A 12937-nucleotide genomic window follows, 5' to 3' on the forward strand; every position below is an offset into this window, starting at 1 on the left:
GGAGGAGCCACCCGCCGCCCCTACATCGGTCAGTCAGCCAACGTCATCTGCGCTGTGCGCTGCTTGCCGAACTCCAGAATCCGGTCGATGAACTGATAGGGCGTATAGCCGGCCAGGGCCGTTTGGTGGAAGATGCAGGTGGCGGGCGTCATGCCGGGCAGCGAGTTCACCTCGATAATCAGCACCTCTACAGCCCCATTATCGCGCACTCGTACAAAGGCGTCGATGCGGGCGTAGCCCTGGATATGCAGAATTTCGGCCACCTGGCGCAGCTCCCGCTTCACTTCCTCCGAAATGCGCTGCCGCTCGGTAGCCTCAGTCGCGTAGCGGGCGGGGGTGATGTTTTGGCCTTCGCCGGCCAGAAACTTCTCCTCCAGACTCAGCACCTCGCCCGTGGCCAGCGCCTCGGAGGCCTCGAAAATCTCAATTTCCAGCTCGCCATTCGGCCCCCAATGTGTTAGCAGGCCGCCGGTTACTTCCAGGAAGTGCGCCGCTCCGTCGCGGTCAATCAGCGTTTCCACCAAAAAGGCCTCCTTGCGCGGGAATTCCTCCTTGAAGCCTAGGCTGAGCGTGGTAGCTTCGGCGGGCATCAACTCCTCCTGGTCGCGGAAAATGAGGCGGGTGAAGGCCTCCAGCTCCGCGCGAGTCTTGATTTTCTTTACCGCTGAGGAACAGCCGTCGTCGGCGGGCTTGGCGATGAAGGGGTAGGGGAACTGCATTTCGAGGCCGCGGAAGAAGCTTTCGGAGTCGGCGGCCCACTCCAGGCGGGCGGCCATGCGGTGCTCGGCCACCCGCAGGCCAGCTTCGCGCAAGCGGCGGTTGGTGTCGAACTTGTTGATGGTGACTTGGCTACTGGCCACGCCCGAGCCATTGTAGGGCAGCCCGAACTGCTCCAGCTGCTGCTGCAGCGCCCCATCTTCGCCGGGGCGGCCGTGCAGAGCAATGAACACCTCATCGACCATGCCGGCCAGCTCATCGAATGTTACCCGCTGCGGCTGGGTAGCTGCCGGCCCGGCGTAGGTGCTCGTGATGCCCTGGGCCTCGCGGCGGATGCGCTCCAGAATCGGGTGCATTTCGTGGCCGGCCTCGTGGTGCTCGATTTTCTCGCGGATGTCGTCGGCGTTGTCCTTGAGCATCACGTTGATGGGCAGCACATACAGCCGGAAATCGGCGCTGCTGCCGGTCAGGAACACTGGCACTGGCTCGTACTTGACGCTGGAGCTGAGCTTCTCGTAAATGTTGCGCCCGCTCTCCACCGAAATGTGCCGCTCGGAAGAATAGCCGCCCATAATTACGGCCACCCGGATACGGGCCTGCTCGCCCGCTGCCCGCGCCGCTACGGCTGCATCGAGGCGGGCCAGCAGGGCCGCCAGCTTAACCGGCCGCAACCCGCCACGCCGTCGCGCCGACAGCGAGGTGCGAATCAGGTAAGTGAGAAACTGGCTCGGATTGAGTCCGATTTCGGCCGCTTGGTGGAAGAAGAACGAAGCCGGCAGCATTCCCGAGGTCGTGTTCGGGTCGTTGAGGAAAAGGGTGCCATCGGCCTGAATGAAGCCATCGAGGCGGGCATACACCTGGAAGCCGAAGGTGCGAAATATGGTTTCGCAGGCGTCGCGGATGGCCTGAATGCACGTCTCGGGCAGGTCGATGGGCGTGATTTTGCGAGCCAGACCCGGCAGGTATTTCGAGCGGTAATCGAACATTTCGTCGCCCTTCACAATCTCGGTGGGCGGCAACGCCAGCGGCTGGCCGTTGGCATCTTCCACCACGATGCACGAGAACTCGCGCCCCTGCACGAAGCTCTCCACCAGCACCTGCGTTTCGCCTTCCACACTCGTCAGCAGTACGCTTTCGGCCGCCGCCAGCCGCTCATTCAGCGCATGCAACAGCTCTTCGGGCCGATAAATGATTTTTGGGTTGCTTTCGGCAGAGCTGTTGGCTTCGTTCAACGGCGAGCTAACAGCCAACAGCTCCAAGCTATCAGTTGAAGACAAAACAACGGGTAGGCCAATACCGTCGCGGATATCCACGAGGCGCTGGAGCCAGCTGATTTTCTGAGCATCGCTCAAGCCCTGCCACTCGGCTTGCGTAACGGTTTTGCGGAACAGGCTGCGCTCAATGGCAGTGGCGAACTGCACTACATCGGCTTCGCGCAGAATGCTGATACCGATGCTGCTACCCTGGCGTGGGGCCTTGAAAACCAGCGGCAAACCCAATTCGCGCACCAGGTAATCCAGCGTGGCCTGCGGGGCGGCCGCGTCCCAGTCTTCGGCCGTAATCAGCCGGAAATCGGGCGTGGGTTGCCCCAGGGCCTTGAGCAGCTTCTTCTGGGCAACCTTATCGATACCGAAAGCCGAGGGCAAAATGCCGGAGCCCGAATACGGGATGCCGTACCACTCCAGCAGGCCCTGAATGGCCCCATCTTCGCCGCTTGGCCCGTGCAGGGCCAGGAAAGCGAAGTCGATGAGCTGGCTTAGCTCGCGGGGTTCCAAGCGGCGGCCCACTTCACTTATAATGCTGTCCTGCTCCTCCAAGCTCAGCTCGCCCAGGCTCTCAAAGTAGAGTTGCACCGGCACAGTGCTGGCCGGCAGCGCCGAAACAGGTGGGTAGAAGTCGCGAATGGTGCCCTTGTAAATGAACTCCCAATTCAGCAGGATGAAGTTGCCGCTGCTGTCAACAAATACCGGCACGGCCTCAAACAGGGCCTTGTCGAGGTTGTCGTACACCGTGCGGCCACCCGCAAAACTGATTTCCCGCTCCCGCGACGGGCCGCCAAAGAAGATGCCTATTTTCATACAAGGGCAAAGGTACGGGTTTGGGAGGATGGGGGGAAAGGTGAAGAGGGGAAGATCGAAACAAAAAGAACAGGTCATTCTGAGCGAAGCGGAGCGGAGTTGAAGAATCTCGCGTGCTGACATTGCTATACCAACTCTGATATCGGGAATTACTGTGGCACGCGAGATTCTTCGCTGCGCTCAGAATGACGTTCTGCGTATTTTCCTTCATCCCCCAAAGCCTTACCTTCGCCCCAAGCCAACCTTATTCCCATTCCATGAAAACCCTCGATCAGTATAACTTCGCCGGCAAGCGCGCCGTGGTGCGCGTTGATTTCAACGTGCCGCTAGCCAAAGACTTCACCATCACCGACGACACCCGTATCCGGGCCGCCACGCCCACCATCAAGAAGATTCTGGCCGACGGCGGTTCCGTGGTGTTGTTCTCGCACCTGGGCCGGCCTAAAAGTGGCCCCGAAGACAAGTTTTCGCTCCGCCACATTGTAAGCCGCCTCAGCCAGGAGTACGGCCAGGAAGTGCAGTTTGCCGATGATGCGCTGAAGGCCGAGGAGCAGGCTGAAAACCTGCAGCCCGGCCAGGTGCTGCTGGTCGAGAACGTGCGTTTTTACAAGGAAGAAGAGGAGGGCGACGCCGATTTCGCGGCCAAACTGGCCAAACTGGGCGACGTGTACGTGAACGATGCCTTCGGCACGGCGCACCGCCGCCACGCCTCCACGGCCGTTATGGCCGAAAGCTTCGCGGCCGCCGACCGCGTGGGCGGCTATCTGCTGTTGAGTGAGCTGGACAACGCCAAAAAGGTGCTGGAGCAAGCCGAGCGCCCCTTCACGGCCATCATGGGCGGTGCCAAAATCTCCGACAAAATTCTCATTATCGAGAAGCTACTCGACAAGGTGGACAACCTGCTCATCGGCGGCGGTATGGCCTACACGTTTGCCAAAGCCCAGGGCGGCAGCATCGGCAGCTCACTGCTCGAAGAAGACAAGATGCCCCTGGCGCTGGAGCTCATCGAGAAAGCCAAGGCCAAAGGCGTGAACCTCCTGCTGCCCACCGACAGCCTCATTGCCAACAAATTCGCCAACGACGCCGAAACCAAAGTAGCCGCCAACGACCAGATTCCGGACGGCTGGCTCGGCCTCGACCTCGGCCCCGATTCCATCAAGGCCTTCACCGAGGTAATCAGTAAGTCGAAAACCATCCTCTGGAACGGCCCGATGGGCGTGTTCGAGTTGCCCACCTTCGCCAAAGGCACCACGGCCGTAGCCCAAACCATTGCCGATGCTACCCGCGAGTCGGGCGCCTTCAGCCTCATCGGCGGCGGCGACTCGGCCGCGGCCGTCAACCAGCTCGGTTTTGCCGATCAGGTGAGCTACATCAGCACCGGCGGCGGCGCGCTGCTGGAGTACATGGAAGGCAAGGAGCTGCCTGGCGTAGCGGCGCTGGAAGCAAAATAAGTTAGCAGTGAGTACCAAAAAGTGAGAGGGGAGATTTTCGTGCTGATGTCACAAATTGTGGTGTCAGCACGAAAGTCCCCCCTCTCACTTTTGCTTAAATCAGATTAGGGGGGGCACCGTAGGGGGGGGGGAAAGCCCCGCCCCTACGTCGTGCCGATAGACTCTTTAGTTCAAATAAGGCGTTTCCAAGTCCATGCCCATGAGGTTGAGGGGCTCTAGGGAGGGGCGGCCGGTGAGGCGGGTGCTGAGAATGCGTAGTTCAGGCTCGCTCAGCACCTCAAGGTTGTGGAGCCAGTGCAGGCGGTGCAGCTGCAGCTCGATGGGGCCGAGCGGATTAACCTGGGCGTACTCCTCGCGCAGGTAGGCATGGGCGCGCAGGCGTAGCGCCTCGGTAAAGGTTTCGAGGGCGGCGCGCTGCCCGGGTCGGTCGTGCAGGCTCAGGCGGATGCGGTTGGTGGCCAGCGTAGCGGTGCGCCCGAAGTAGCGGCGCGCCAGCCACAGCCCGCCCAGGCCCAGCAAAAAGCCCAGGCCGGCGGCCCACATTTTGGGTGGCACAGGCTCTCCGGCCTTGTCGGTAACGAGCTGGCTTATGCCCTGAAACGCGAACCAGACCAGCAGCCACAGCCACGAAGGCGGCAGCCGCACCGGCTGTGGCGCGGCGTATTCCAGATCTACGGGCAGCAGTTCCTCATACGGAATCTCCGTTTCGAGCCAGGCTGTGCCGTTGCGGCGGCGCTGGCTCACGTACAGGCCGTGCTGGCGCAGCAGCAGCAGCGAAGAGCCCCGGAAAATATGCGTTTGGGAGAATTGGGGGATACTCATTTAACTAAAAAACCGATAAACCTGATGTTCCGGGCAGCGCCAGGAATCCGGGTTAAGCCTTCCAAGCCGAATGTGTGAAGGAGGTTTACTGAATGATAATGGGCGACGGCGCGAAGCAAAGCACAAAAATAAGCAGCATCAGCCAGCCCAGCACCTTACGGCCCGCCGAAAGGGGCCGCTCGTCGGGGGCGGGCGGGTGGAAAATACCGGTGGCGCGGGCCAGCAGCAACCCGAACAGCAGCCAGCCGGGGTTTCCCTGGAGGTCGGCAAAGCCGGAGGCCAGTGCTATTTGCCCCAGCCACACCGAGGCCCCCAACAGCAGCGCCCGCCGGGCCGTGGGCACCGCCCGGCGCAGTACCACCCACAGGTACAGCGCGTAGGGCAGGCCCCAGGTCAGCCAGTCGTCGGTGCTGGTGTTCAGGGTGAACAGGCCAAGCCCGGCGTAGAAAATGAAGGCTACAAACAGCATAATGGACACCCGCGCCGCCCGGCGCGGCCCCAGCAGCCCGTACACAATGTGGCCGCCATCGAGCTGGCCAATGGGCAGCAGGTTGAGGGCCGTGAAGAACAGCGAGAACACGCCCGCCACCAGCACCGGGTAGTGCAGCAGCTCGTACGGGTGCGGCAACAGCGCCGGGTTGGCCAGCAACGCGGCCATGGCCCGAAACAGCAGCGGCTGCCCGAGCGTGACGATACTGCCGGCCGACATGTTCTGGTAGGCGTAGCGGCCGTATTCAGCCCCGTACTGCCGCAATTCGGGATGAATCTGGAACAGGTACTCCAACGGCGGCAGGTGGGTGAGGCCGTACCAGAGCACGCCCACGGCCACCACGAAGCCGGCCAGCGGCCCGGCCAAGCCCACATCGAAAAACTCGCGCCGCGAATGAATCTGGTCCTTGATGCGGATAACCGCCCCAAACGTGCCGAAGCCCAGCGGCAACGGAATAAAGTAGGGCAGCGTGGCCCCGATGCGGTTGTAGCGGGCCGTAAAGTAATGCCCGAACTCGTGTACCGTTAGTACCGCCAGAAACGGCACCGCGTACCACAGCCCCGGCTTCAGCGCCACCCACACCTGTGCCAATGGCTGCGCCAGCAGTTCGAACGGCAGAAAATAGTCGGATAGAAACCGGTTGTTCGCCAGCGTTACACCCGCCAGCGTGGTAGTGAGCAGGGTAACCAGAAACAGCAGTAGGTGCAGGCCGTAGCGGGCTGGCCGGGGCCAGGGCGGCCGCTCGTAGCGCCGGAATACCAGCCGGGCATCGGCTGCAGCCTCGGCAGCTGTGAAGGCGGGTGGCCCGGCCGCGTCGGGAAACGGCAGGGGCAACAGGGGTTCAGATGGCGGAGTTGGCTCAGGCGGAAAAGGCACGGATGGCGGCGGGCAGGGCGTCCTGCAAGGTAAGGGGCGGAGTCAGGAAAAGCGTGTGAAGCCCCAGCCGGTGGGCCGTTGCTATGTGCTGGGGGCTGTCTTCGATAAACAACGTATCGGCGGCCTCCCAGTTCATTTCGCGCAGCGCGTGCCGGAAGATTTCCTCGCCTGGCTTGCGCAAACCCACTTCCTGCGAGTAAAATACCCGGTCGAGGCAGTCAGCAATACCGTTCTGCAGGCCGTACTGCGCCTGTAGCCGCCGGTTGATTTCCGTGATGTGCAGGTGGTTGGTGTTGGAGAGCAAGGCCGTTTGGTAGCCTTGGCGGCGCAAATCGGCTATCAGCGCCAGCCGCTCGGCTGGTACGTCGAGCAGCATGGCGTGCCAGGCATTGTCGAGTTGCGCATCGGTGGCCTGCAAACCGTAATGTTCGCGCAGCCCGTCCCGAAATTCAGCTGCCGAAATCTGGCCGGTTTCCAGCTGGTCGAACAGCTCGGCCTGGGCTGCCTGCGTGAACTCAATGCCGCTGCCGAGGGCCCGCATGGCCTCCAGGGTGCGGTTGTAGTCGATATTAATGATGACGCCGCCGAAATCGAACAGCAGGTGGGGAAGTTTCTGGGCCATACAGTTAAAGCGAAGCAGGGGCGGCCGCAGGGCCGGGCGGTAAGGCTGGCTGCCATCCGCATAACACGGCTAATCGGCAGCTTTGCCGGATAAAAAATTGCAAATCCAACCGCAAAAGTCGAAGTTTGCAGGGCTGAAACCAACCGCCCCGGCAGTTGAGTAGGCAACGGGCCTATAGCTCAATTGGTTAGAGCAATTGACTCATAATCAATAGGTCACTGGTTCGATTCCAGTTGGGCCCACCTTATACCCCTGTAATTAACTGACTATCAGTTTTTTACAGGGGTATATCTTTTAATAAAGAGCAACGGACGCAAGAAGATGCTTTCCTCCTGGCTACTTCTGCTGCTTGCCTTTTTTAACAAAAACTTATCTGTAAAGTCGAGTAGCTGTTATGCCGAGCATAGCGGGCTGATGGTAGTTGCCGGCTTTGTCAATAGTTTTTAAGATCGAGTCTGGCTTGCTTTGCAAAGGCTTTATAAATTCATTTCCGAGCCCTACACATGAGTCAGCTTGAGGTCAACGATTTCCTGGATATCAGCTACCGGGCCGATTTGGGGGTTCTGGTCGCCCGTTGGTTCCGGCCAGTCAATCTGCCCGAGTTACAGGCTGGCTACGAACAGATACTGACTGCCAGTCAGGCCAAAACCTGCCGCCATTGGCTGATTGATGTACGTCGCCGATACAACACTCACCAGGTGGGGGCGCACTGGATGATAAGCGACCTGCTGCCTCGCCTCGGACCTGCACTAGGCGGCCGGACCAAGCTGGCCTACCTGCTGGCCCCCATATACCTGCGTGATGCGGCCGCCGACTCGGCTTTTCCTCCCCAGTCTTACTTCGAGGGCAAACCGTTCGTTGGCGAGCGGTTCACGGAAGAAAGTGCGGCTATTGAATGGCTACGCATTGAAGCCGTTTCGATGTCTTGAACAGCTTGCTAGCCCATGCAGCTCCCTCCGCAGCATTGGCTACGTACTGCTATGGCAACTGCTTACTAAGGTCAGTGCTTATTATGTTCAATCGGTTGCTGTTCTCTTCAGCCAGCTCAACTGCTGGTTAGTTCTGCAGCGTGAACAGCGGCAGAGGCTGCAAGCTGGTGTATTTGCCGCCCAGCTGCCGGATATCATCTTGGTGCAGCTGCAGGTAGTTGTTGAAGCGCATAGCCGCCTGATCGTAGCGCGAGCGGAAACCTACCAGTTCCGCATCGGCCTCCTGAATCTGCCCGGTTAGCATCAGGACCGGCGTTGCCTCCACAGTAGGCGCAGTGGGCACCGGTACGAGGCCGTACACGGCCCGCAACAGCGAATCCTGCGCCGTATCATACGCATCAATCAGGTCCGAATCAGCCATACTTTGCTGGGTGTAGCGGCGGGCTGGCAACCGGTCGTTGGCGTATTGCAGGCGGGCCAGAGCGGCGCGGTCGGTGCCCGGCAAGCCGCTTAGCTCCCGCAGTAGTTGTTTGGTAGCACGCTGCTTGCCATCGTCGGACAGCTGCATCTCGCTCCAGCGGGCCGCTACCGTATCGCGCAGAATATTGAGCTGGACCTTCACGGCTTGGGCCGAAGCCGGGTCGAGGGGAGCCGGCGTACGATTACAACTGGCCATCAGCAAACCCAAGGCCAGCAATAGCGCGACAAAACGCATCATAAAAAAAGAGAAAAAGCGAATAAGCCCCCAACGAAGAGGTGGGCAAAATCTTTCCCGCAACTGGAGAAAAAACGCTTTAGTATCTGAAGCTGTTTAAAAACTCGGTGATAGTAATGATTCGGTTGGGCTCAGCATGAAGTTCTTCTCTGTCTGAGCCCGTACCAATCACTAAATCGGCTTGAACTGCTCGAAGATCTGGCGGCAGTCGTTGCAATAATGCACGGCGCGGCAAAGCGTGGCCCCAAAGGGCGTGCGCAGCTCCGTGTTGGTGGTATGGCAGCGCGGGCACTCGGCGTACTCCAGAATATCGAGGTCGAGCAGGCCGCCGTTGAGCTTGGGTGGCGTGGCCAGTCCGTGGCGGCGCAGGCCCTCGCGGCCCCGGTCCGTCACCATATCCGACGTCCACGGGTCGCGCAGACTAATTTCGGTGGTGACGCGCGGAATACCGTGGGCCTTGAGGGTCGTTTCCACGTCGCGGCGCATGTAATCCATGGCCGGGCAGCCGGCGAAGGTGGGCGTCAGGCGCACGTACACGCCGCCGTCCTCCTCCAGTCGCACCTCCCGAATAACGCCGAGGTCCACGAGCGAAATCGTTGGAATTTCGGGGTCGGTTACGGCTTGCAACCAGTCAAGAATCTGGGCTTCGGTGGTGGGCATAGAACGAGTCATAGGATGAAGATAATTCTCAGAACGGTCATGCTGAGCGAAGCCGAAGCATCTCTACCGCTTCGGTGAATTTTTACCGCAACGAAGCGGTAGAGATGCTTCGGCTTCGCTCAGCATGACCGTGTCTTTCACTCAACTATTCTCATTTTACCAATCGGCCGTAGGGTCAAGGCGGAATACTTCGGCCATTTCGTCGAGTAGTGGTTGCAGATGCTCGGTGTGTTGGCCGTAGCGGCCGCCGGATACGGGCGTCAGCAAGCGCAGGTCGGGCAGCGTGAGGGCGGTTTGGGCCAGCACTTTGCTGATGCTCTCCTCCCAGCGGCGTTGCAGCTCCATTTCCCCAATGAATAGGCCACTACTGATGATTTCCGGCTCGGCTTCGGTGGTTTCGAAGATGCCCAGCGCATAGGGAAGCGTGAATTCCAGGGCCGCCTGCATGCGCGTAATGGCCTCCTCGGTGGCCGTACCCAAGCGCTTCACCCAGGTGTTGGCGTGCAGCACATGGTACTTCAACTCGCCCTTCACCTTGCGGGCCACTAGTGCCAGCGGTTCGTACGAGCTGTCGGCCAGCGCCTCGAAGCGTAGCAACTCGGCGTGGTCGAACAGGAAGTGCCGGATCAGGCTGAAATCGTACTCGCCGATGGGCAGCTCCGTGAGCTGGCAGCAGTGGAACTGGGGCGTGTTGCGAGTGAAGGCCACCGTGTCGGGCTCGGCTTCGCCCAACTCGTGCAGCAGCATGTACAACTGCAGCGAGTGGCCCAGCTTGTCCTGGGCCATACTCGAAAAAGCAATGTCTTCTTCCAAAATCGGGCCCAGGCCGTTCCATTCGGAGTTGCGGTGGCCCAGGATCAGCTGGTCGTCGGCGAGGCGGTAAAGTAGGTCGAGCTTCGGGTCCATAATGTCGGTATGCTGATTATCCTTCCTGCTTGAACCGGTCGATACGGTCCTGCACTTTATAGGCAATGGCTTCGCGGTACTTCTTGTCGGGCGTGGTTGTCCACATGTCGCGGTCGGCCTCGTCGGAGCGCAGCAGGTCGGCACTGCGCACCACCCACACATTCACTACCGGGCGCTGGTCGCCGAAAGCGGCTTTGGCGGCCTGCAGCGCCGCTTCGGGCGAGGCGGCCTGCACCTGCCCCACGTGGGCGTGGGCCTTGCCACGCTTTTTCAGGTGGAAAATATCGTAGGCTTCTAAGTCGGCGGCATCGGCCGTGCCCAGCTCGTCGGCGGGCAGCAATGGCAGCCGGTCGTACACCGACTGCTGGTCGTCGCCGTACTCGGTTACCCGGATGTTGCTGGTGAGTACCACCCACATGCCAGTGCACGGAAAGCGGCGGCTGAACTGCTCCTTTCCAAACAGAAAGGCCACGTCGGCTTCGGGCGCATGAACCGGGCCTACGTAGGCGTAGGCCGCGTTTTCTTTGCGCTGGTGAAACACCTCGTAGGTCGGAAACTGGTCCAGCGCTACCTTATCGGTCGGAAGCGAAGGCGCCTCGGGCAGTTCCAGCCGGCTGATGCGCGGGTCGAAGGAGAAAAGCAAAGGGAGGGAGAGTTAGGAAGTTGAAGGAATAACAAACTGTCATGCTGAGCGCAGCCGAAGCATCTCTACCGCTTCGTTACAGTTGTTCAGCGAAGCGATAGAGATGCTTCGGCTGCGCTCAGCATGACGTTCATTCTATCAGCTTACGCCAGCGGGCGAACGTACTGGGCCTTGGGCTGCTGCATGGCGCGGCGTACCCAGGCACCGTTTTCCTCGGCGGCGCGGCGCACGGCAATGCGCTCGGCATTGCAGGGGCCGTCTCCGTTGATTACGCGCTTGAAATCTTCCCAATCGGGCTCCGAGAACTCCCATACGCCGTCCTCATTCTTGCGCAGGTTGGCGTCGGGCAGGGTCAGGCCGATTTCCCAAATCTTGGGCACGTACATATCCAAGAACTGCTGGCGGCAGGCGTCGTTGGTGGCCATCTTCACCTTCCAGCGCATCAGGATTTCGGTGTGCGTGCTCATCTTATCCGACGGGCCGAAGAAGGTCATGATGGCGGGCCACCAGCGGTTGAGGGCCTCCTGCATCATCTTCCGTTGAATGGGCGTGCCGGTGGCCATGTGTACCACGGCGTCGTGGCCGTACTTGAGGTGGAAGGCTTCTTCAGCGCAAATCCGGTCGAGGGCGCGGCAGTAAGGGCCGTAGCTGCCCTTGGCGTTGGCCATCTGGTTTACGATGGCGCCGGCGTCAATCAACCACGAAATCACGTTCGAGTCGGCCCAGGTAGGGGTGGGGTAATTGAAGACGTTGCTATACTTGCTCTTGCCATTCACCAGGTCCGACAGCATTTGCTCGCGGGTTTTGCCTAGCGTTTCGGCAGCCGAATACAGCAACTGGGCGTGGCCCACCTCATCCTGTACCTTGGCCATCTGGGCCATTTTGCGGCGGAAGCCGGGGGCGCGGGTAATCCAGGTGCCCTCGGGCAGCGAGCCGATGATTTCGGAGTGCGCATGCTGCTCAATCATACGCGTGAGCTGCTTGCGGTAGAGCTGGGGCATCCAGTCGGTGGGCTCGATTTTCTCGCCCCGGGCAATGCGGGCCTCAAATTCGGCCAGCAGAATCGGGTCTTCGTTTTCGAGGCCGGTAGTAGCCTGGGTTGGAATATCGTGGGTGGAAGCGGAACCGTACATGTTGGTGGGATTTAGGTTGGTAGTGGGTGTTTGGTATTTAAAAGAACGTCATTCAGAGCGCAGCGAAGAATCTCGCATGAATTCATTAGAACAGTCATCATTTAAAGAATGAGAGTGAGATTCTTCGCTGCGCTCTGAATGACGTTCTCTCACTTCTAATTTCCCCGTACTTCCAGCCCGAAAAGAAGCTGGTTGGCGAGGCGGTGGGCAATGTCGGGAGGCGTAAACGAACCGCCGGGGCGGTACCAGCTGGGCAGCCAGTTGAGGGAGGCCAGCAGCGTAAGGGCGGCAAAGGCCGGGTCGGGGGCGTACAGTTCGCCAGCGGCGGCACCCTCGGCAATCAACTCCCGGAAACCGGCTTCGTATCGCTCACGCAAGGCCAGAAACTCGGTGCGGGCGGGCTCGGAAAGGTGCCGCCACTCGTGCAGAAACACGGCTGAAGCGGCCACATCGGTGGTGAGCACCCGCACGTGGCTTTCCACGGCCCGGCGCAGACGTGGGGCAGCTGGCAGGGCGTCGTCGGCGGAGGCTTGGTCGAAACCGGCAAAGAACTCTTCGGCCAGCCGGAAGCAGATGCGGTGCAGCAGCTCCTCTTTGCTCCGGATATGCGAATAAATGCTGCCCGCTTCCATGCCCAGCGCGGCGGCTAGTTCGCGCATGCTCGTGGCCGCAAAGCCGCGGGTGCGGAACAGAGCGGTAGCCGTCTGGTCAATCTGGTCTTTGCGTGAAAGCTGGGCGGTTTCCATATAGGTGGGTGGGAAGGGAGGGGGAGGAGCGAGAATCAAATGTACTAATCCTAACGTTCGTTAGCAAAGAAAAGTTTGTCCGGTCATGCCGACTATTTTGCAAACAGTCAGGGCGTTGGGCAACGGTAGCTGCCAGTTCACAGCGCACT

The 12937-nt window shown here is 60.3% G+C and carries 12 protein-coding genes and 1 tRNA gene; 3 read left to right on the forward strand and 10 right to left on the reverse strand.

Going from position 1 to position 12937, the window contains the following annotated elements:
* Nucleotides 1–29: 29 nt before the first annotated feature.
* On the reverse strand, nucleotides 30–2795 hold the full coding sequence (locus tag HW556_RS09915) for a D-alanine--D-alanine ligase family protein (protein WP_176899867.1): 2766 nt from the start codon (nucleotides 2793–2795) through the stop codon (nucleotides 30–32).
* A gap of 257 nt (nucleotides 2796–3052) precedes the next feature.
* On the opposite strand from HW556_RS09915, the gene HW556_RS09920 reads away from it, so the two are divergent.
* The gene (locus HW556_RS09920) at nucleotides 3053–4246 is read left to right on the forward strand and encodes a phosphoglycerate kinase (protein WP_176899868.1); all 1194 of its coding nucleotides are present in this window, start codon (nucleotides 3053–3055) and stop codon (nucleotides 4244–4246) included.
* A 165-nt stretch (nucleotides 4247–4411) separates the two neighbouring features.
* On the opposite strand, the gene HW556_RS09925 is transcribed toward HW556_RS09920, so the two are convergent.
* The 3 genes from HW556_RS09925 to HW556_RS09935 all read right to left on the reverse strand — a co-directional run bounded on the left by HW556_RS09925 (nucleotide 4412) and on the right by HW556_RS09935 (nucleotide 7056).
* Entirely contained in the window at nucleotides 4412–5068 is a 657-nt protein-coding gene (locus HW556_RS09925; RefSeq protein ID WP_176899869.1) for a hypothetical protein, read from the reverse strand.
* An 85-nt stretch (nucleotides 5069–5153) separates the two neighbouring features.
* Nucleotides 5154–6392, reverse strand: a complete 1239-nt coding sequence (locus HW556_RS09930) for a site-2 protease family protein (RefSeq protein ID WP_246289600.1) — start codon at nucleotides 6390–6392, stop codon at nucleotides 5154–5156.
* A 25-nt stretch (nucleotides 6393–6417) separates the two neighbouring features.
* A complete protein-coding gene (locus HW556_RS09935; protein ID WP_176899870.1) occupies nucleotides 6418–7056 on the reverse strand; it encodes an HAD family hydrolase in 639 nt (212 codons plus the stop codon).
* 168 nt (nucleotides 7057–7224) lie between these two features.
* On the opposite strand from HW556_RS09935, the gene HW556_RS09940 reads away from it, so the two are divergent.
* Together HW556_RS09940 and HW556_RS09945 are read left to right on the forward strand one after the other, a co-directional pair.
* Nucleotides 7225–7298 (forward strand) — tRNA-Ile (locus tag HW556_RS09940).
* Between the two features lie 261 nt (nucleotides 7299–7559).
* Entirely contained in the window at nucleotides 7560–7985 is a 426-nt protein-coding gene (locus HW556_RS09945) for a hypothetical protein (RefSeq protein WP_176899871.1), read from the forward strand.
* A gap of 127 nt (nucleotides 7986–8112) precedes the next feature.
* On the opposite strand, the gene HW556_RS09950 is transcribed toward HW556_RS09945, so the two are convergent.
* The 6 genes from HW556_RS09950 to HW556_RS09975 all read right to left on the reverse strand — a co-directional run bounded on the left by HW556_RS09950 (nucleotide 8113) and on the right by HW556_RS09975 (nucleotide 12788).
* The gene (locus HW556_RS09950) at nucleotides 8113–8703 is read right to left on the reverse strand and encodes a hypothetical protein (protein WP_176899872.1); all 591 of its coding nucleotides are present in this window, start codon (nucleotides 8701–8703) and stop codon (nucleotides 8113–8115) included.
* A 168-nt stretch (nucleotides 8704–8871) separates the two neighbouring features.
* Complete coding sequence (gene paaD, locus HW556_RS09955) at nucleotides 8872–9372, reverse strand: 1,2-phenylacetyl-CoA epoxidase subunit PaaD (protein ID WP_317170507.1); 501 nt, start codon at nucleotides 9370–9372, stop codon at nucleotides 8872–8874.
* Between the two features lie 144 nt (nucleotides 9373–9516).
* Entirely contained in the window at nucleotides 9517–10266 is a 750-nt protein-coding gene (gene paaC, locus HW556_RS09960; protein ID WP_218136897.1) for a 1,2-phenylacetyl-CoA epoxidase subunit PaaC, read from the reverse strand.
* A 16-nt stretch (nucleotides 10267–10282) separates the two neighbouring features.
* Nucleotides 10283–10909, reverse strand: a complete 627-nt coding sequence (locus HW556_RS09965) for a phenylacetic acid degradation b (protein ID WP_176899873.1) — start codon at nucleotides 10907–10909, stop codon at nucleotides 10283–10285.
* A gap of 143 nt (nucleotides 10910–11052) precedes the next feature.
* Nucleotides 11053–12042, reverse strand: coding sequence for a 1,2-phenylacetyl-CoA epoxidase subunit PaaA (gene paaA / locus HW556_RS09970; protein ID WP_176899874.1), 990 nt, complete (start codon nucleotides 12040–12042; stop codon nucleotides 11053–11055).
* A gap of 155 nt (nucleotides 12043–12197) precedes the next feature.
* Nucleotides 12198–12788, reverse strand: a complete 591-nt coding sequence (locus tag HW556_RS09975; RefSeq protein WP_176899875.1) for a TetR/AcrR family transcriptional regulator — start codon at nucleotides 12786–12788, stop codon at nucleotides 12198–12200.
* Nucleotides 12789–12937: the final 149 nt, after the last annotated feature.

It is taken from the genome of Hymenobacter terrestris (assembly GCF_013377905.1).
Classification (GTDB): Bacteria; Bacteroidota; Bacteroidia; order Cytophagales; family Hymenobacteraceae; genus Hymenobacter; species Hymenobacter terrestris.

Bases quoted from the DNA above. Each gene is read 5' to 3' on its own strand.
- HW556_RS09915 (WP_176899867.1), bottom strand. From the start codon at position 2,795: ATGAAAATAGGCATCTTCTTTGGCGGCCCGTCGCGGGAGCGGGAAATC.
- HW556_RS09920 (WP_176899868.1), top strand. From the start codon at position 3,053: ATGAAAACCCTCGATCAGTATAACTTCGCCGGCAAGCGCGCCGTGGTG.
- HW556_RS09925 (WP_176899869.1), bottom strand. From the start codon at position 5,068: ATGAGTATCCCCCAATTCTCCCAAACGCATATTTTCCGGGGCTCTTCG.
- HW556_RS09935 (WP_176899870.1), bottom strand. From the start codon at position 7,056: ATGGCCCAGAAACTTCCCCACCTGCTGTTCGATTTCGGCGGCGTCATC.
- HW556_RS09945 (WP_176899871.1), top strand. From the start codon at position 7,560: ATGAGTCAGCTTGAGGTCAACGATTTCCTGGATATCAGCTACCGGGCC.
- HW556_RS09950 (WP_176899872.1), bottom strand. From the start codon at position 8,703: ATGATGCGTTTTGTCGCGCTATTGCTGGCCTTGGGTTTGCTGATGGCC.
- paaD (WP_317170507.1), bottom strand. From the start codon at position 9,372: ATGACTCGTTCTATGCCCACCACCGAAGCCCAGATTCTTGACTGGTTG.
- paaC (WP_218136897.1), bottom strand. From the start codon at position 10,266: ATGGACCCGAAGCTCGACCTACTTTACCGCCTCGCCGACGACCAGCTG.
- paaA (WP_176899874.1), bottom strand. From the start codon at position 12,042: ATGTACGGTTCCGCTTCCACCCACGATATTCCAACCCAGGCTACTACC.
- HW556_RS09975 (WP_176899875.1), bottom strand. From the start codon at position 12,788: ATGGAAACCGCCCAGCTTTCACGCAAAGACCAGATTGACCAGACGGCT.